This window comes from Mesorhizobium sp. CA6 (genome assembly GCF_020165035.1).
In the GTDB taxonomy this organism is placed as follows: domain Bacteria; phylum Pseudomonadota; class Alphaproteobacteria; order Rhizobiales; family Rhizobiaceae; genus Mesorhizobium.
On record NZ_JAIUHI010000011.1, the window covers coordinates 163,259 to 181,538 of the forward strand.

Consider the following 18,280-nt stretch of genomic DNA (forward strand, 5'->3'; position numbering starts at 1 on the left):
TCACTTTTCCTTCTTCTTGTACATGGCGAGCATGCGCTGGGTGACGAGGAAGCCGCCGAAGATGTTGACCGAGACCAGCACCAGCGCGACAAAGCCGAAGCCCGCGGCCAGGCCCGAAGCGGCGATGCCGACGGCGAGCAGCGCGCCGACGACGATGACCGAGGAGATGGCGTTGGTGACGGCCATCAGCGGCGTGTGCAGCGCCGGCGTCACCGACCAGACGACATAATAGCCGACGAAGATCGCCAGCACGAAGATGGCGAAGCGGAAGACGAAGGGATCGATGGCGCCACCCGAAAGCGCGTGCGCGGCATTACCGGCAGCCTCGCCTGCGGGCGCGTTGGCAAGGTCCTGCACCGCAAGGCGGACGGCGGCGGTCGCCTGATCGAGCTGATCGAGAGCTTTCTGCAGCTGTTCCATCACGCGGTCCCTTTCGACTTAGACGAGGGCGACTTGGCTGCGGCGGGTTTCTTCGCCGCGATCTTCTTCGCAGCAGGCTTGTCGAAGGCGTCAGCGACGATGGTCGTCGCGGGAATGGCAGCCGGCTCGGTGCGCGGCTCTTCCGCCGCCTTGGCGAAGGCAGGATGCACGACTTTGCCGCCATCGGTCAGCATCGTGGCCTTGACCAACTCGTCGTCGCGCTTGATCGAAAACTGTTTCGTCACCTTGTCGACCATCGTCTCGAGGAAGGCGTAGAGATTCTTGGCGTAGAGCAGCGAGGCGGATGCAGCAACACGACCGGGCACGTTGAGATGGCCGACGATCTTGACGCCGTTTTCTGTCGTCACGACTTTGCCGGGCACCGCGCCTTCGACATTGCCACCGCGCTCGACCGCCAGGTCGACGATCACCGAGCCCGGCTTCATCGAGGCGACCATGGCAGCCGAGATGAGCTTCGGCGCCGGACGGCCAGGGATCAGCGCGGTGGTGATGACGATGTCCTGCTTGGCGATGTGCTCGGCAGTCAGCGCCGCCTGCTTGGCCTGGTATTCCTTCGACATTTCCTTGGCGTAGCCGCCGGCCGTCTCGGCCGCCTTGAACTCCTCGTCCTCGACCGCCAGGAATTTGGCGCCGAGCGATTGCACCTGCTCCTTCACCGCCGGACGCACGTCTGTAGCGGTGACGATGGCGCCCAGCCGCCGCGCGGTGGCGATGGCCTGTAGCCCGGCGACGCCGACGCCCATGACGAAAGCTTTCGCCGCCGGCACTGTGCCTGCCGCCGTCATCATCATCGGCAGCGCGCGGTCATATTCGGCGGCCGCGTCGATCACCGCCTGGTAGCCGGCGAGATTGGCCTGCGAGGAAAGCACATCCATCGACTGGGCGCGGGTGATGCGCGGCATGAATTCCATCGAAAAGGCGGTGATGCCGGCCTTGGCCATCGCGGCGACAGCGGCATCGTTGCCGTAAGGATCCATGATGGCGATGACGGCGGCGCCCGGCTTGTAGCCCTTGAGCTCGCCATCCGTCGGCCGGCGCACTTTCAGCACCACATCGGCCTTTTTGGCGTCGGCCGCCGTTCCGATCGCGCCGCCGGCAGCAGTGAAATCCTGGTCGGGAATGCGTGAGCCGAGGCCGGCACCCTTCTCGACGATCACGTCGAAGCCGAGACCCGCCAGGCGCTTGACCGTCTCCGGCGAGGCCGCGACGCGCGGCTCGTTCGGGTCAATCTCGCGAGGGATGAATACGATTTGTCCCACCGGATGATCCTTTCGGCTGGAACCTTGACTGCGCAAGGCGTCGGCCGGACGTCCGGCGACGTCGAGGGCAATGGGCTTGGGAAGTCTACCGCAGAATGAGAGTGCCGACGGCCATGATCAGGATAAACAGGATGGTCGCCGAGAAGAAGCCGCCGACGAAGAAACCGAAGGCCATTGCAATAAGGACGGCGGCACAGAACAACGAGCCGTATTTGGCAAGACCGAGGAAGCCTTTGTAGGTACGGTCGTGCTCGGCATAGTCCATCTGCGCGCCCAGCTCGACAGGACCGGTCGGCGTGTGATCAGCCATGGAAGTACCCCTTCGAAAATGCCTTCGAGGCACATAGCGAAAAGCCGAACCAAGAGCAATGGCGCTATTGCCGCACAGTCCGCGACAACAGCCTCAAACGAAAGTTGAAATCGAATGCCGCGCGATGTCGACGCGGCCGGCGCGGGATTTCAGCCCGCGAGGTGCGGGAAAAGGCCGAGCAGGCCGACAACGATCAGGTAAAGCGCGACGATGTAGTTGAGGAGCCGAGGCATCACCAGGATCAGCACGCCGGCGATCAGCGAGATCAGCGGCGTCAGCGCGAGCGAGTGGATGGTCATGCGGGTTCCTTTCTTATGACAGGCGCGACCGCCTGGGCAGACCGGGCTGCGGAGCTTGTATTGACGCAATTCCGGACGGAAAACCGCTCACACTTTTCCTGGAATTGCTCTGACAACGCCGCCGCCGGCGAAAGGTTCATGGCCTGCGTTCAGGCAGCGGCGCGGTAGTATTTCGCCGTCGGCAGAATGGTGAGGGGCGTCAGCCGGTTGATGGCCGGATTGCCGAACATCATCCGCTGCTCCATCGGCGTCGATCTGAAGAACGGCAATCGTTTGAGCGTCAGGCGCATGTTTTCGCCGGCCGGGATTTCGAACAGTGCGAGCGGGGGAAGAACGCCCGGAAATACTTTAGCCTCTGTCCTCTGCACGGCCTGAAAGTAACGAACGTAAAAAGCGGAATGCTCCATCTTGACCGGCGTCAGTACCGAGTCCTGGCCAAAATAACAGGAGGCGACCATGGCAATCCTGAGTGTCAGGAAAGGTATCACTCCGGGCGACGGTGCGCTGGCAGGATCGGCTGCGAACCGGGTTCCATCGATGAAGGTTTCTCCGCGCGCAAGCCGCTCCTTCAATATTTCCGGATAGGCATCGACGGAGGGCGAGAACGGGCACTCGCTGGTAATATAATGGAAACGCAGTGTGCTGACCAATTGGCCATAGCAATAGACACCGAACCGGTAGGCGTTGGGCAGATTATCCCAGCGATCCTCGAACATACCGCTCGCGATCGGGCCACACATACCTGAGCGTCGATAGGAATTGTAGCGGAGCCGGTATATCGCCTCCTGATCTTCACCCCCGGTGATGAGACGATATTCGACATGATCCAGCAGTTGCATCATGGATCGGTTGAGCGCCGAGTCGATTCTAGCGCTGGCGTCGACCGACGCGCTCTTTCTAGCAACAACCATAGTCTGTCCTCGAATTCCGCTTATAAATAAGCTATTCGAGTTGAAATGAGACACAAGCTGAAAATTCGATATCGCTGGTTTACCGGTTGTTAACCTTAACGGCCGTGAATCGTTCGGCGATCTCATGTGAAAAATGCAGGATCGTGCAGTCGGGTTGTCTGATCCGAACTGGCGGCGATCACCGCGGTGATTCTGAAATCAGGTGCTGCGCGCACCAGGACGTGGCGGATTTAGACAGCGCCCGAGCTGTCATCCTTTCATTGGGTGAACATTCGATCTGTTTTTTGAACGCAATTCCAGGTGAGACACACTCCGCACCTTTCCTGGAATAGCGTTCAGCTGGCTGTCCGTTTGCCGGCGATATACAGATCCGCGGCAAACGGCCACGTGACACTCGACATCGTCTCGATGCCCGACGCGCTGAGCGCGGCGCCGAAGAGGAAGCCCTGCACGAAGTCCGGCTTGACCAGATGGACCAGCGTCTTCAGCTGCTCGAAGGTTTCGACCCCTTCGATGGTGACCGAAAGGCCCAGCGTCCGGGACAGGCCGACGATGCCCTTCAGAAGATCGAGCGACTGCCGGTTCTGGTTCAAATCGATCAGGAAGGAGCGATCGATCTTGATCTTGTCTAACGGCAGCTTGTGCAGATAGCTGAGGCTGGAATAGCCGGTGCCGAAATCGTCGAGCGCAATGCGGACGCCAAGCGTCTTCATCTCTTCGATCAGCTCGCGCGTCAGCGATTTGTCGTCGAGCAAGGCGGTCTCGGTGACCTCGATTTCGAGCCTGTGCGGCGCAAGGCCTGACGCCGCCAGCGCGTCACGAACCTTCTGCACCACGTCGCGGTTGCGGAAATCCTTGGCCGAAAGGTTGACCGATACGCTGGTCTGCGTCGGCCATTTGGCGCATTCGGCGCAGGCCGCCTGCAACACGAAAGTACTGATGTCGGCAATGATGCCCATTTCCTCGGCGAGCGGGATGAAGACGCTGGGCGAGATCGGGCCGAGATCGGGATGATCCCAGCGGCAGAGCGCCTCGCAACTGGCGATGCGCATGGTGCTGGTGGCCACGATCGGCTGGTAGACGACGCGCAACTCCCTGGCCTGCACGGCATTGCGCAGGTCGGCCTTCATCAGCTGGCGATTGCGGAACGCGGCATCCATTGATGCCTCGAACAGCCGCCAGCTGTTCTTGCCGAGCTCCTTGGCCTTGTAGAGGGCAAGGTCGGCCTTGACGATCATGGCGTCGACATCGGTGTCTTCGACCCTGGACAACACGGCGCCGCCGCTGGCCTGGATGCGTAGGCTGTGACCGGCGACATCCACCTCCCCCTGCAGGTTGACGAAGATCTCGTCGAGCAAATCGTTGAGATGGCTCTCGTCCTCGATGCGGTCGAAGAAGACCATGAACTCGTCGCCGCCGAAACGGCTGACATTGATGCCTGGCCCAGCGACCGCAGCCAGCCGCTCGGCCAAGGCATAGATCAGCCCATCGCCGACCGGATGGCCGAGTGTGTCGTTGACGCTCTTGAAATCGTCGAGGTCGAGCACGGCGAGGCCGCAGAGCCGGTCGCGGTCGCCGGACGCCATGGCTTCGCCGACCAGTTCGTTGAAATAGGCGCGGTTCGGCAGCCCCGTCAAATTGTCGTAGCGCGCCATGAAGCGGATCTTTTCCTCCGCCTCGACGCGGGCCGTCACGTCCTCGAAGGTGATGACGCCCAATTCCTGACTGCCTTCGCGCGCGGAAAATTCATAGTGCTGGCCATTGGCAAGCGAAACCAGCACCTTGCGGTCGCGGCCTTCGCGCAAGGCGCGCGTCAGCTGCGCCTCGATGTAGCGGCAGTCCTTTGGCGCCAGCATGCCGCCAGCAACGCCGCGCATCAGCAGACTGTGGATCGAGCGCCCGAGCAGCGCCTCGGATGATTTCAGCGACATCAGATGGGCAGCCTCGGCATTGGCGACCGCGACGCGCCCGTCCGGGCCTAGCATGACCAGGCCGTGCGACATGGTGTTGAGCGCGCGGTCGAACCGGCGCGTCAGGTTCCTCGCCTGCTTGTGGCCGATGACCGCGGAGAAGAGCACGTTGCGGACATGGTCAGCGCTGCTGATCGTGACGAACGTCAGCGGGATGATCATCAAGCCGAGGACGACAGAGGCCATATCCATGCGCAGGATGAGCGCAAGAGCCGCCGGCCCGACGAGCGTCAAGGAAAAAATCTGGACCATGCGCATGGACCCGTAACTTCGCCCGACAACCGTTACCAGGGTCGTCAACGACAACGACACCGACGCCAGTTCACCAAACTGGTCAGGACGCAGGTAGATCGACACGAAGCAGAATGACCCCAGTGCGAGGCCCTGCGCGCTGCCTTTGATAATGTAGTTGCGCTCTATCGCTTCTGCCTCTGCGACACTTGCTATGGTGCCGCCCGCTCTATGGAAGCCTTGAATGCTGAAGTACCGCCAGAGGCTGGCCGATAGCAGAACGAAAGCCAAGGCCAGATAAAGCAGATCCTGCGTGCGCAGGTAGACCATGAAACCGACAATCCAGTAGCATACGCCGCCGATCGCCACCATGCCGGCGTTGTCGAACAATGCCCGCACGAACTGGATATAGACGTCCGCCGGGATGCTCTCGGTCTTCGCTCTGCCCATACACTCGGCCCAACACTACGCCTTGTCATGCCACACCCCGCCTTAAGAAAGGCTTAGAACGGCGCGCGGCGACGGTTGCAGAGGGTTGCTGTGAGCAGGACGGATAAGGGATTCGGGATTTTGGCGCGGCGTCAACGCGCCGGCGCGATCATTCCGCCGCCCGAAGCGAAGGCTCCGCGGGGGCTTGCTTCAAACGCTCGATCAAACGCGAGCGCTCGCCCGCCGCCTTGTCGGCGCTGGCCTGCCGGACATGGCCGTAGCCGCGGATAAGCGCCGGCACGGAGGCCAGGGCCGTCGCGGCTTCCACCCTGCCCGGCGCCAGCGCGCTGGCGATCAGGTCGAGATCGGCCTCGTATGCTCTCAGCGACTGCCGCTCGGTGCGCCGCTCGGCCGTGTAGCCGAAAAGGTCGAAGGCGGTTCCACGCAGGCCCTTCATCGCCGCCAGCAGCCGAAAGCCCTTCATCATCCACGGGCCGAAGCTCGATTTGCGGGGCTTGCCGTCATTGCCGCGCCGCCCGAGGATCGGCGGCGCGAGATGGAACTCGAGCTTCTCGAAGCTCTGGAACTGCTTGGCGAGGTCGGCGGCGAAAGTGCCGTCGGTGTAGAGCCGCGCCACCTCATACTCGTCCTTGATCGACATCAGCTTGAAGAGGTTCCTGGCGACGGCCTCGGTCACCGCGGTCGAGCCGGGCACAGCCTTGGCTTCGGCGGCGCGCAACGTCGCCACGCGGTCGGCGTAACGCCTGGCATAGGCTGCGTTCTGATAGGCGGTAAGGAAGGCGACACGGCGGGCGATGACATCGTCCAGCGTCTCCGCCGGTCGGGAAGCCGGCTTGCCCGTCTGGCTGACCAGGCCGCGCACGAAATCGGGCTGATGCGCGGCGCGGCGGCCCCAGCGGAAGGCCGCGATGTTCATCGGCACAGCCTCGCCGTTCAATTCTATCGCCTTTTCAACGGCTTCGGCGGAAAGCGGCAGCCCGCCATGCTGGAAGGCGAAGCCGAGCATGAACATGTTGGCGCCCAGCGAATTGCCGAACAAAGCCGTCGCCGTGCGGGTGGCGTCGAAGAAATGCGCCTTGTCGTCGCCGGCCGCCGCCCGGATCGCCTTCTTCAGCCGCTCGATCGGCAGCGAGAAGTCGGCGGACCGGGTGAACTCGCCGGGCATGATCTCGGCGGTGTTGGCGAGGAAGATCGTGTGGCCCTCGCGCACCGCGCCCAGCACCTTCTTGGCGCCGGAGACGACGAGATCGCAGCCGAGCACAAGGTCGGCCTTGCCGGCCGAAACGCGGATGGCATGGATGTCCTCGGGCGTCGGGGCGATGCGGACATGGGTGAAGACCGAGCCGCCCTTCTGGGCGAGGCCGGCCATGTCGATCATGCCGCAGCCCTTGCCTTCAAGATGCGCGGCCATGCCGAGCACCGCGCCGACGGTGACAACGCCGGTGCCGCCGACCCCGTCGATGATCGCCGCCCAGCCCTGGGTGCCCATGCGGAATTCAGCCGGCGCGGGCACGCCGTCGAGAGGATCGGCCTTGCCGGCAATGCCCTCGGCCTTCCTGATCTTGCCGCCATGCACGGTGACGAAGGACGGACAGAAGCCGTTGAGGCAGGAGAAGTCCTTGTTGCAGCTCGACTGGTCGATCCGCCGCTTGCGGCCGAATTCGGTCTCGACCGGCTGGATCGAGACGCAGTTCGACTGGACGCCGCAATCGCCGCAGCCTTCGCAGACCAGTTCGTTGATGAAGACGCGCTTGTCCGGATCGGGGAAGGTGCCGCGCTTGCGGCGCCGGCGTTTCTCGGCGGCGCAGGTCTGGTCGTAGATGAGAACGGAAACGCCTTTGAGCCCACGCAACTCGCGCTGGACGAGATCGAGGTCGTCACGGTGATGGATGCTGACGCCGGCCGGGAAATCGGCCTTGCCGGCATATTTGTCGGGCTCATCGGTGACGACGGCGATGCGCTCGACGCCCTCGGCGCGCACTTGTCTTGCGATCATGTCGACGGTCAGGCCGCCCTCATGCGGCTGGCCTCCGGTCATGGCGACGGCGTCGTTGTAGAGTATCTTGTAGGTGATGTTGGCGCCGGAGGACAGCGCGAAGCGGATCGCCAGCACGCCGGAATGGTTATAGGTGCCGTCGCCGAGATTCTGGAAGATGTGGTCGCGCTTCGAGAACGGCGCCTGTCCGACCCATTGCGCGCCCTCGCCGCCCATGGCGGTGAAGCCGACCGTATTCCTGTCCATCCACAGCGCCATGAAATGGCAGCCGATGCCGGCGGCGGCGATCGAGCCGTCCGGTACTTTGGTCGAGGAATTGTGCGGGCAGCCGGAGCAGAAGAAAGGCGTGCGCGAGCCGATATCGACAGTGTCTGCGAGCATCGCCTGGAACTGGCGCAGCTTCGCCAGCCGCGCGGCGATTTCTTCCGACGGGCCGATGGTGCGCAGAATCCGTTCGCCGAGCGCGATGGCGATCTCGTTCGGATCGAGCGCGCCCTTGGCCGGAAACAGCCAGTCGCCGCGCTCGTCCTTCTTGCCGACGATCACCGGCTGCGTGGCGGTGCCGTAGAGGTTCTCGCGCAGCTGAACCTCGATCAAAGAGCGCTTTTCCTCGACAACGACGATGGTGTCGAGGCCGCGCGCGAACTCGGCGATGTGCTGGAAGTCGAGCGGCCACGGGCAGCCGACCTTGAACAGGCGGATGCCGATGCGGTTGGCGGCCGCCTCGTCGATGCCGATATCCTCCAGCGCCTGGCGGACATCGAGATAGCTCTTGCCGATGGTGATGACGCCGAGCTTGGGATTGCGGCCGCCGGAATAGACGATGCGGTTGAGACCATTGGCCTGGATGAAGGCGGAGGCGGCGGCGCGCTTGTACTCGTGCAGCCGCTCTTCCTGGCCAAGCATGTCGATCTCGTGGCGGATGTTGAGGCCGCCCGGCGGCATGTCGAATTCGGGAATGACGATGCCCAGACGCTCGATCGAGGCGTCGACCGAGGCGGTCGATTCGATGTTGTCCTTGACGCATTTGATCGCCGCCCAGGTGCCGGCGAAGCGCGACATTGCAAAGCCGTAGAGGCCGTAGTCGATGATCTCCTGGACGCCTGCCGGGTTGAGGATCGGCACCATGGTGTCGACGAACAGGAATTCGGTGGCATGCGCATTCGTCGAGGATTCGGCCATGTGGTCGTCGCCCATCAGGGCAAGCACGCCGCCGTGCTTGGACGAGCCGGCAAGATTGGCGTGGCGGAAGACGTCTCCGGAACGGTCGACGCCCGGCCCCTTGCCGTACCAGACGGAAAAGACGCCGTCATGCGTGCCCTCGCCCAGCAACTCGGTCTGCTGAGAACCCCAGCAGGCGGTGGCGGCGAGTTCCTCGTTGAGGCCGGGCTGGAAGACGATGTCGGCAGCCGCAAGCTGCTTCTTGGCCCGCCACAGCTGCATGTCGAGGCCGCCCAAAGGCGAGCCGCGATAGCCGGAGACGAAGCCCGCTGTGTTGAGGCCCGCGCGGCGGTCGCGCTCGCGCTGCATCAGAAGCATGCGCACGACCGCCTGCGCGCCGGACAGGAAGACGCGCTCCTTGCCAAGGTCGAACTTGTCGTCGAGCGCGACGTCGTGCAGCGTCATCAGGTATTTCCTCTGCGGAGGCGGCTCAAATCAGGCAGCCAACGTCGGAGTGGGACGCCGCAGTCTTTCTTCCCTTGGCGGAGAGGTCAAACAAAATCGCAGAGGCCAAATAACACGCAACAAACGGTCTGGCGAGTGGCCGACGGCGCATGCAAGACCGCGCTAACCGCTTCCCGAGGAACAAAAATTTCGTGAGCGCTGGGCGTTTCAGGTCGCTTTCGAGCAATCCGGCTTCTGCGCATCGGGCAGCCTGCCGTCAGGATGGCCGGCAAGGTCCGGGTTGAGCTCGTAATTCGGGCCGATCACCAGCGGCCGGTCCGGCAGCATCGTCTGATCCTCCGACGAGGTCATGGTGGTGTCGATGCTTTGCAGCAATGTGCCGCTGGCATCCTGGATGCGGATCGAGACTTTGTAAGGCTTGTCCTTGACCACGCAGGAGAGCGGCGGGCTGGTGAGCGTGATATGGGGCAGCTTCGGCCAGATCTTCTGGTTGACGACGAGCGGATCACCGCCGGCCGGGTTCTGGAAGCTCACCACCGCGATCTGGCCGTCGACCATCGGCCGCAGCGGCTTCAGCGTGATGACATAGGTGGCGATGGCCAGCCGGTAATTGAACTCGAACAGCTTGCCGGAGATGGCGAAGAGTTGCTCCTTGCCGGTGTCGCGGCAGGCGCCAAGCGCGAATGCAGCGATCAAGGCGACGCCGACCAGAGCCGAACGCGACAATTTCCTAAGCATTGCTGACCTCCCTCGCCGCTGTGCGGCGGCGGTAATAGCGGTTTGCCTTCTGGCGGTTGCCGCAAACCGCCATGTCGCACCAGAGGCGACTGGCGTTGCGGCTGCGGTCGACGAACAGCCAGCTGCAATTGGGACAGATCCTCAGCCTCGCCACCGTTTCGTCGCGCAGAAGCGACAGCGCCGAGACGGCCAAAGCCGCCTCGAAGGCGATTGGCGTTTGCGGATCGCCGAAAGGCTGGCCCGGCACCCCGATCTCGGTCGCGCTGCCGGACAGCCCGCCGGCGCAGGCCGTGAGGAAGTCCGGCAAGTGGCTGGTCGCAATCGCGCCGTTCGATACGGCATGGCGAAACAGGCGGTCGGTCGCTTCGCGAATCGAGACGACGGCTGGCTTTATCTCGCCCGGCTCCGGCGCCTGCAGCCTTCGGCCGCCGAGCTCGGCCGCGCGAAAGCCGCTCGCCGCCTCGGCGAAGCGGGCGATCTCGGCCGGATCGTCAAAACGGTCAAAGGACTTTTGCGGATCGTTGCGCAGCACGACGGTGTTCGCCGTGTCGAGCGCAAGGATGCCGCCGGTGAAGCGGTGCGGGGTCCAGGAAACCGTCATGATAGAAATCTAACCGATAAAACGCATTTGACAAGTTAGATTCCGAGTGCAACGGTCCGGCGGGGTCGCGTCATACGACCTGTAGGATATCGCATGCTCTATTTCTTCCAGCAGGTGCTGAACGGGCTGCATTCGGGCGCTCTCTATGCGCTGCTCGCCTTCGGCTATGTGCTGACCAACGGCATCCTGCATCGCACCAACCTGGCTTACGGCGCGTTGTTCGCCTTCTGCGGCCAGACGATGATCCTGACCGCCGCCTTCGGCTATCAGGCGCTGTGGCTGACGCTGGCCGCCGCGGTAGTGCTCGGCGTCGCCGCCGCCGTGCTTTATGCCGCGCTGATCAGCCACGTCCTGTCGCGCAGCGTTTTCGAGAGGCTCGCCGACCGCTCGCCCAACGCCATCGTGGTGACGACGCTCGGCATTCTCATCTTCCTGTCGGAAGCGAGCCGCATCGCCGCCGACACGCATGACCTATGGCTGCCGCCGATGCTCGCCAACCCCGTCATCTTTGCCCAGGGTGACGGCTTCAAGGTGACGCTCACCGTCATCCAGTTGCTCGATTGCGCTTGTATCATCGCGGTGGTGGCGCTGGCGGCCTGGCTGTTCTCGCATTCGCATTTCGGCCGCGCCTGGCGCGCCGTCTCCGACGACCCGAAAGCGGCGGCGATGTGCGGCATCGACGTCACCGCCGTGTTCCGCCGCGCCGTGCTGTTCAGCGGCTTTTGCGCCGCCCTGGCCGGCGTGCTTGCCGGTCTCTATTATGGCAATGTCTCCTTCGGCACCGGGCTGGTCTACGGCCTCAAGATCCTGTTCGTGACGGCGGTCGGCGGTTATCTGTCGCCGCTCAAGGCGGCGCTTGGTGCCGCGGCCTTCGGTATGGCGGAATCGCTCTGGGCCGGCTATTTCCCGCTCGAATGGCGCGACGCCTGGATCTATCTCTTCCTCGTCGCCATGCTGGTGCTGATCGGCGCCGGGCGCGACCAGGCCAAGATCGCCTGAGCTCCCAGACTTTGGTTGCATGACGTGGCGTCAAGCGGCGGCATTCCGCCTCTGCGCGGCTTGCCGATCTGTTTGCCGTCGCTTTGTCATGTTGACCTGCCGTACCACGCACTGCATATCGTTGGGCCAAGCGGCGCGACACCGGAGGGGGAATCGGGCGCGCTGCCGGTACCAGGGAGGACTATGCATGGCAGGGCTGCTCGCTCTATCCAGGACGATCGACCGCATCAACGAGTTCATCGGCCGCTGGGTGTCGTGGCTGATCCTGCTCGCGATCCTGGTGAGCGCCGGCAACGCCGTCATCCGCAAGGTGTTCGACATCTCCTCCAATGCCTGGCTGGAGCTGCAGTGGTACCTTTTCGGGGCCGCCTTCATGCTGGCCGCCGCCTACACGCTGAAACAGAACGACCATATCCGCATCGACATCGTCTACGGCATGTTCTCGCGCCGTGTGCAGCACTGGATCGACCTCTTCGGCCATGTCTTTTTCCTGATGCCGTTCGTGGTGCTGATGGTGATCTATTTCGTGCCTTACGTGTCGCTTTCCTTCCGCAGCGGCGAGATGTCGACCAATGCCGGCGGCCTGATCGTGTGGCCGGCCAAGGCCATCCTGCTGGTCGGCTTCTTCCTGCTCGCGCTGCAAGGGATTTCCGAAATCATCAAGAAGATCGCCATCATGCGTGGCGACATGGACGATCCCACTCCTTTCATCCCGGCCCATGAGCAGGCCGAGCTCGAGGCCAAGGCGCTGGCCGAGGAAGCCAAGGCGCACGCGGGCGAGGTGCGCTCGTGATCGAATTCATTGCGCAGAACATGGCGCCGATCATGTTCGCCTCGCTGGTTGTCTTCCTGTTGATCGGCTACCCCGTAGCCTTCTCGCTCGCCGCGAACGGGCTGATGTTCTTCTTCATCGGTGTCGTGCTGTCGCCCTATTCCGGCGGGTCGATCAACCTTGCCTGGCCGTTGCTGCATGCGCTTCCCGACAATTTCTACGGCACCAGGGTGATGTCCAACGACACGCTCTTGGCGATACCGTTCTTCACCTTCATGGGTATCGTGCTGGAGCGCTCCGGCATGGCCGAGGATCTGCTCGACACGATCGGGCAGCTGTTCGGGCCGATCCGCGGCGGGCTTGCCTATGCGGTGATCTTCGTCGGTGCGCTGCTTGCCGCAACGACCGGCGTGGTGGCCGCTTCGGTCATCGCCATGGGCCTGATCTCGCTGCCGATCATGTTGCGCTACGGCTACGACCGGCGCGTGGCCTCGGGCGTCATCGCGGCCTCCGGCACGCTGGCGCAGATCATTCCGCCGTCGCTGGTGCTGATCGTGCTGGCCGACCAGCTGGGACGCTCGGTCGGCGACATGTATGCCGGCGCGTTGATCCCCGGCCTCGTGCTCACCGGCATCTACATGCTCTACATCCTGATCATGTCGATCGTCCGGCCGAACTCGATGCCGGCGCTGCCGCTCGAGGCGCGTACGCTCGGCCACGGCGTGATATCTCTGCTGGTGGCAGTTGTGGTGACGGGCGCGATTTCATACGCGGCCTATCGCTACCTTGCGCCGACCCACGGCGACAATGCCGACATCCTCGGCTTCGCCGTCGGCGTCATCGTCATTTATGTCGTCGCCATCCTCGATCAGCGGCTCCGTATCAACATGATGTCGAAGCTGGCGCAGCAGGTGGTGATCGTGCTGATCCCGCCGCTGGCGCTGATCTTCTTGGTTCTGGGCACCATCTTCCTCGGCATCGCCACGCCGACGGAAGGCGGCGCCATGGGCGCCGTCGGCGCGCTCATCATGGCGGCAATGAAGGGCCGCCTGACGATGGACGTCATCAACCAGGCGCTGGCCTCGACGACCCGGCTTTCCGCCTTCGTGCTGTTCATCCTGATCGGCGCGCGCGTCTTTTCGCTGACCTTCTATGGCGTCAACGGCCATATCTGGGTCGAGCACCTGCTGACCTCGCTGCCCGGCGGCGAGACCGGCTTCCTGATCGGCGTCAACATTCTGGTCTTCGTGCTTGCCTTCTTCCTCGATTTCTTCGAGCTCGCCTTCATCATCGTGCCGCTGCTGGCGCCGGCGGCGGACAAGCTCGGCATCGACCTGATCTGGTTCGGCGTGCTGCTCGGCGTCAACATGCAGACCAGCTTCATGCACCCGCCCTTCGGCTTCGCGCTGTTCTACCTGCGCTCGGTCGCGGCCCGCGTGCCCTACCTCGACAGGATCACCGGCAAGCAGATCGCGCCGATCACAACCGGGCAGATCTATTGGGGTGCCGTGCCGTTCGTCCTGATCCAGGTGATCATGATCGGGCTGACCATCGCCTTCCCGCAGATGGTCATGCGCTACAAGGGCGCCGCGGTGGAGCCCAGCACCATCGACCTCAGGCTGCCCGACATGCCTTCGCTGTCGCCGCTCGGAACGCCCCCGGCGAACAACAATGGAGCTGCGCCATCCAATGGCGGCGCGCCGGCGGCACCCGGCACGCCCGACCTGTCGCAGCCGCCGAGCTTCGGCGATGCGCCGGCCAAGCCGGCGGCGCCAGCGCCCGATCTCTCGCAGCCGCCCAAATTCAATTGAGGACACCATGAGAGCCGTGCGGCTGGAGGCGGTAGGTAAGATCGGGTTGCGCGAGGTCGCAAAACCCGTTCCCGGGCCTGAGGACGTTCTGGTGCGCATCGAGGCCTGCGGCGTCTGCGGCACCGACCGCCACCTCTTCCATGGCGAATTTCCCTGCACGCCGCCGGTGACGCTCGGCCATGAGTTCTCCGGCATCGTCGAAGCGGTCGGCGCGGCGGTGACGGGCATTGCCGTCGGCAACCGCGTCACCGGCGATCCGAACATTGCCTGCGGGCGCTGCGCCCATTGCCATGCCGGCCGCGTCAATCTCTGCAGCAATCTGCGCGCCATCGGCATCCACCGCGACGGCGGCTTCGCCGATTACGTGCTGATGCCGCAAAGCCAAGCCTTCCGACTGCCCGCAAACCTCAAGCCGCCGCATGGCGCTTTCTGCGAGCCGCTCGCCTGCTGCCTGCACGGCGTCGACCTGGCCGCGATCCGGCCGGGCGCATCGGTCGTGGTGCTGGGCGGCGGCGTCATCGGCCTGCTCGTCGTGCAGCTGGCCAAGCTCGCGGGCGCGGCGACCATCATTCTGTCGACCCGGCAGGCTTCGCGTCGCGCGCTCGCCGAGGAACTCGGCGCGACCGCGACGATTGACCCAAGCGCCGGCGACCCGATCGCGGCCGTCGCCGGACCGAATGGCCTGGCGCCCGGCGGCGTCGACGTGGTGCTGGAATGCGCCGGCGTCCGCGACACGGTGGAGCAGTCGATGCGCATGGCAAAGGCGGGCGGCACGGTGGTGATCGTTGGCGTCGTGCCGCAAGGCATGAAGGTGGAAATCGAGCCGTTCGATCTCTTGTTTCGCGAACTGAAGGTGCTCGGCTCCTTCCTCAACCCGTTCACGCATGGCCGGGCGGCTCAGCTGATTGCCTCCGGCGCGATCGAGATCGACCGGCTGATCTCGAAGCAGGTCAGCCTCGAAGAGGCACCGGACGTGATCGCCAATCCGCCGGCGCCGGGCGAGGTCAAGGTGCTGGTGGTGCCGGGCCGAGGCTGACCCACTTCCTGGGAAAGCGTTCCAGTTCACTGATGTACAGGCGCTGGCGCTGCCCGTCATCTGGCTAGGCGCGGTTTTCCCTTCTCCCCTTGTGGGAGAAGGTGTCGCCGAAGGCGACGGATGAGGGGTGCTCCAGCTTGGCAAGGACGGCGATCCTTCCAACACCCCTCATCCGTCTCGGCGCTTCGCGCCGATCCACCTTCTCCCACAAGGGGAGAAGGAGGGCGGCGGTCTACAGCTTGCCGTTGCGCTGCTGCACCATCATGAAGGTGTCGTAATTGTATTCGGCGACCTGGGCCCAGAGATAGTGCTCCTTGCGGAAGGCCTTGATCGATTCCCAGATCTTCTTGAACGGCGCGTTGTTGGATTCCATCTCGGCATAGACCTCGTTGGCCTTCTCGAAGCAGGCGGCCATGATCTCCTGGCTGAAGGGCGCCAGCTTGGCGCCGTTCGACACAAGCCGCTTCACCGCCGCCGGATTGAGATAGTCGTACTTCTGCAGCATGTTGGCGTCCGCCGCTTGCGCGGCGGTATGCACGAGCGACTTGTAGGCCGGCGAAAGCTCTTCGTATTTGACCTTGTTGAACATCAGATGCACGGTCGGGCCGCCTTCCCACCAGCCGGGATAGTAGTAGTAGGGCGCGACCTTATAGAAGCCGAGCTTCTCGTCGTCATAGGGGCCGACCCATTCGGCGGCGTCGATGGTGCCCTTCTCCAGCGCCGGATAGATGTCGCCGCCGGCGATCTGCTGCGGCACGACGCCGAGCTTCTGCACAACTTTGCCGGCAAAGCCGCCGATGCGCATCTTGAGGCCCGAGAGATCGGCCACCGTGTTGATCTGCTTGCGGAACCAGCCGCCCATCTGAACGCCGGTATTGCCGCCCGGCAGGCCGAACAGGCCTTGCGTGGCGAGGAACTCGTTGAACAGGTCGATGCCGCCGCCATGATAGTGCCAGGCATTCATACCGCGCGCGTTGAGCGAGAAGGGCACTGCGGCACCGAGCGCCCAGGTCGGGTCCTTGCCCCAGTAATAGTATGCGACCGTATGGCAGGCCTCGACTGTGCCGGCCGTGGTGGCGTCCGCAGCCTGCAGGCCGGGCACGAGCTCACCGGAGGCGAAGACCTGGACCTGGAAATTGCCGTCGGTCGCCTCCGACAGCATTTTTGAGAAGACTTCGGCGCCGCCATAGATCGTGTCGAGCGATTTCGGGAAAGACGATGCAAGCCGCCAAGTCACCTTGGGATTGGACTGGGCAATGGCCGGCGTGGCAAGTGCCGCCGCGGCTGCCGCGGCGCCCACGCCGGACGCACCGGCCTTGCGAATGAAAGAACGACGATCCATTAAGTTTCCTCCCTTGCGGATCAGCTGACCGACGTCAGGCCATCCTCGTGCCCGGATCGGTTGGGGAAGAAACATACACAGGCAAAGAGTCGAGTCCAGTGTTGCGGGCGAGGGTTGCAGCCATTCCGGCGCCGCGTGCAACTATAGTCTAACGAGCCTGCCGCTGGACCACGCAAGGCAGCGAAACTTGCCATGGCAAACTGCCTTCAGATCGCCTATTTTGTAGGCAGATTAACTCCTTAGCTCTCGAAGGAATCCAAAGCCAAAATGCAGCAACCGCTCGTCGCAGTCTCGTCCGACGTCCGCCAGTTCGACAACTACACCTGGCACGCGGCACCCCAGCAGTATCTGGAAGCGGCGGTTGCCGGCGCCGGCGTGTTCCCGCTGCTGGTGCCGTCCTTCGGCGACCGGCTCGATTTCGACGAGCTGCTGTCGTCGGTCGACGGCGTCATGGTGACGGGCTCGAAGTCCAACGTGCATCCCTCGCTCTATGGCGGCGATCCCAGCGAGGCCAACGGCCCCTACGATCCGGCGCGCGACGCAACCACGCTGCCGCTGATCCGCAAGGCGATCGAGCGCGGCGTGCCGTTGCTTGCCATCTGCCGAGGCATCCAGGAGCTGAACGTCGCGCTCGGCGGCACGCTGGGCACCGAGATCCAGGAGCGCGAGGGCTCGCTCGACCACCGCGCGCCGGTGAGCGATAATCAGGACGAGCGCTTCGGCATCCACCAGACGATCTCGATCAAGCCCGGAAGCTGCCTTGCCGGCGTGTTCGGCGCCGGCGAGATCAAGGTGAACTCGCTGCATCGCCAGGCGATCGACCTGCTGGGCTCCAGGCTCCAGGTCGAGGCTTTGGCCAGCGACGGCACGATCGAAGCAGTCTCCGTCAAGGATGCTCGTGCCTTCGCAGTCGGCGTGCAATGGCACCCCGAATACTGGGTGAAGTCGGACAGCAATTCCGCCAAGATCTTCAAGGCCTTCGGCGATGCGGTGCGCCTGCATGCGGCCGCCAAAACAGGTGCCCGCGCCGCGGCAGAGTAAGCCTGGACAGTTCCGCGGCTATTCGCTCGTGCTCAGCGCCAGAAGCGGCGCGGCCGGCGCGTAGGATTCGTAGCCGTCGCCATCGGCAACGCCGAAGGTGACGATCGGATCGACCCCGTCGTCACTGAAAGCGACCGAACCATCCGCCTGCTCGCGCCAGAATTTCGCGTGCTCGATGCCAGGCATCAGCTTGCGGCAGTTCGGGGCGACGGAAAGCAACGACAGGCCTTTCGAGACTTCGGCGCCGCGGTGGATGGCGCAGGCCGCTTCATCGCCATTGGCGGTCAGCCGATAGGCGTTTGTCGGGATGAGTTCGGTGGCCTCGCTTTGGCCGTTGCCGCCATGCAGGAACTGAACGCCCCCGAACAACGCTACCGATGCTGCCAAGCCAACGAACAGCTTCACCCTGCCTCTCCGCACATAACCAAGTATGCAGAATGATTCCAA

16 protein-coding genes are annotated in these 18,280 nt (G+C 63.8%); 5 read left to right on the top strand and 11 right to left on the bottom strand.

Going from position 1 to position 18,280, the window contains the following annotated elements:
* From LB526_RS18390 to LB526_RS18430, 9 genes are all read right to left on the bottom strand, one after another.
* On the bottom strand, positions 1–420 hold the full coding sequence (locus LB526_RS18390) for an NAD(P) transhydrogenase subunit alpha (protein ID WP_140545871.1): 420 nt from the start codon (positions 418–420) through the stop codon (positions 1–3).
* The gene (locus tag LB526_RS18395; RefSeq protein WP_224629015.1) at positions 420–1,700 is read right to left on the bottom strand and encodes a Re/Si-specific NAD(P)(+) transhydrogenase subunit alpha; all 1,281 of its coding nucleotides are present in this window, start codon (positions 1,698–1,700) and stop codon (positions 420–422) included. Before LB526_RS18395 ends, LB526_RS18390 begins: the two co-directional genes overlap by 1 nt.
* 85 nt (positions 1,701–1,785) lie before the next feature.
* On the bottom strand, positions 1,786–2,010 hold the full coding sequence (locus LB526_RS18400) for an aa3-type cytochrome c oxidase subunit IV (RefSeq protein WP_095769375.1): 225 nt from the start codon (positions 2,008–2,010) through the stop codon (positions 1,786–1,788).
* Positions 2,011–2,159: 149 nt separating this feature from the next.
* Positions 2,160–2,309, bottom strand: a complete 150-nt coding sequence (locus tag LB526_RS18405) for a DUF3096 domain-containing protein (protein WP_023729728.1) — start codon at positions 2,307–2,309, stop codon at positions 2,160–2,162.
* Between the two features lie 149 nt (positions 2,310–2,458).
* Complete coding sequence (locus LB526_RS18410; protein ID WP_224629017.1) at positions 2,459–3,151, bottom strand: N-acyl amino acid synthase FeeM domain-containing protein; 693 nt, start codon at positions 3,149–3,151, stop codon at positions 2,459–2,461.
* Between the two features lie 404 nt (positions 3,152–3,555).
* Entirely contained in the window at positions 3,556–5,871 is a 2,316-nt protein-coding gene (locus tag LB526_RS18415; RefSeq protein ID WP_224629019.1) for a putative bifunctional diguanylate cyclase/phosphodiesterase, read from the bottom strand.
* A 148-nt stretch (positions 5,872–6,019) separates the two neighbouring features.
* The gene (locus tag LB526_RS18420) at positions 6,020–9,493 is read right to left on the bottom strand and encodes an indolepyruvate ferredoxin oxidoreductase family protein (protein WP_224629021.1); all 3,474 of its coding nucleotides are present in this window, start codon (positions 9,491–9,493) and stop codon (positions 6,020–6,022) included.
* Positions 9,494–9,700: 207 nt separating this feature from the next.
* Complete coding sequence (locus tag LB526_RS18425; protein WP_224531556.1) at positions 9,701–10,231, bottom strand: hypothetical protein; 531 nt, start codon at positions 10,229–10,231, stop codon at positions 9,701–9,703.
* Positions 10,224–10,832 carry a CGNR zinc finger domain-containing protein gene (locus LB526_RS18430; RefSeq protein ID WP_095769381.1) on the bottom strand — a complete coding sequence of 203 codons (609 nt, stop codon included), beginning with the start codon at positions 10,830–10,832 and terminating at the stop codon, positions 10,224–10,226. The genes LB526_RS18425 and LB526_RS18430 overlap by 8 nt, the downstream gene beginning before the upstream one ends.
* 93 nt (positions 10,833–10,925) lie before the next feature.
* On the opposite strand from LB526_RS18430, the gene LB526_RS18435 reads away from it, so the two are divergent.
* The 4 genes from LB526_RS18435 (at position 10,926) to LB526_RS18450 (ending at position 15,450) form a co-directional block, all read left to right on the top strand.
* Complete coding sequence (locus LB526_RS18435) at positions 10,926–11,831, top strand: branched-chain amino acid ABC transporter permease (RefSeq protein WP_224531558.1); 906 nt, start codon at positions 10,926–10,928, stop codon at positions 11,829–11,831.
* A gap of 187 nt (positions 11,832–12,018) precedes the next feature.
* Positions 12,019–12,624: a TRAP transporter small permease subunit gene (locus LB526_RS18440; protein ID WP_224531562.1), complete on the top strand. Its 606-nt coding sequence runs from the start codon at positions 12,019–12,021 to the stop codon at positions 12,622–12,624.
* The gene (locus LB526_RS18445) at positions 12,624–14,414 is read left to right on the top strand and encodes a TRAP transporter large permease subunit (RefSeq protein ID WP_224531607.1); all 1,791 of its coding nucleotides are present in this window, start codon (positions 12,624–12,626) and stop codon (positions 14,412–14,414) included. Before LB526_RS18440 ends, LB526_RS18445 begins: the two co-directional genes overlap by 1 nt.
* A gap of 7 nt (positions 14,415–14,421) precedes the next feature.
* Complete coding sequence (locus LB526_RS18450) at positions 14,422–15,450, top strand: zinc-dependent alcohol dehydrogenase family protein (RefSeq protein ID WP_224531565.1); 1,029 nt, start codon at positions 14,422–14,424, stop codon at positions 15,448–15,450.
* 232 nt (positions 15,451–15,682) lie between these two features.
* Here the strand turns inward: LB526_RS18450 and LB526_RS18455 are convergent, their stop codons facing one another.
* Positions 15,683–16,792 (bottom strand): TRAP transporter substrate-binding protein, encoded by a 1,110-nt coding sequence (locus tag LB526_RS18455; protein WP_224629024.1) that lies wholly within the window; start codon positions 16,790–16,792, stop codon positions 15,683–15,685.
* A gap of 267 nt (positions 16,793–17,059) precedes the next feature.
* Between LB526_RS18455 and LB526_RS18460 the strand changes: the two genes are divergently transcribed.
* On the top strand, positions 17,060–17,833 hold the full coding sequence (locus LB526_RS18460; RefSeq protein WP_224629025.1) for a gamma-glutamyl-gamma-aminobutyrate hydrolase family protein: 774 nt from the start codon (positions 17,060–17,062) through the stop codon (positions 17,831–17,833).
* Positions 17,834–17,851: 18 nt separating this feature from the next.
* Here LB526_RS18460 and LB526_RS18465 read toward each other — a convergent pair whose 3' ends face one another.
* Positions 17,852–18,238, bottom strand: coding sequence for a hypothetical protein (locus LB526_RS18465; protein ID WP_224531570.1), 387 nt, complete (start codon positions 18,236–18,238; stop codon positions 17,852–17,854).
* Positions 18,239–18,280: the final 42 nt, after the last annotated feature.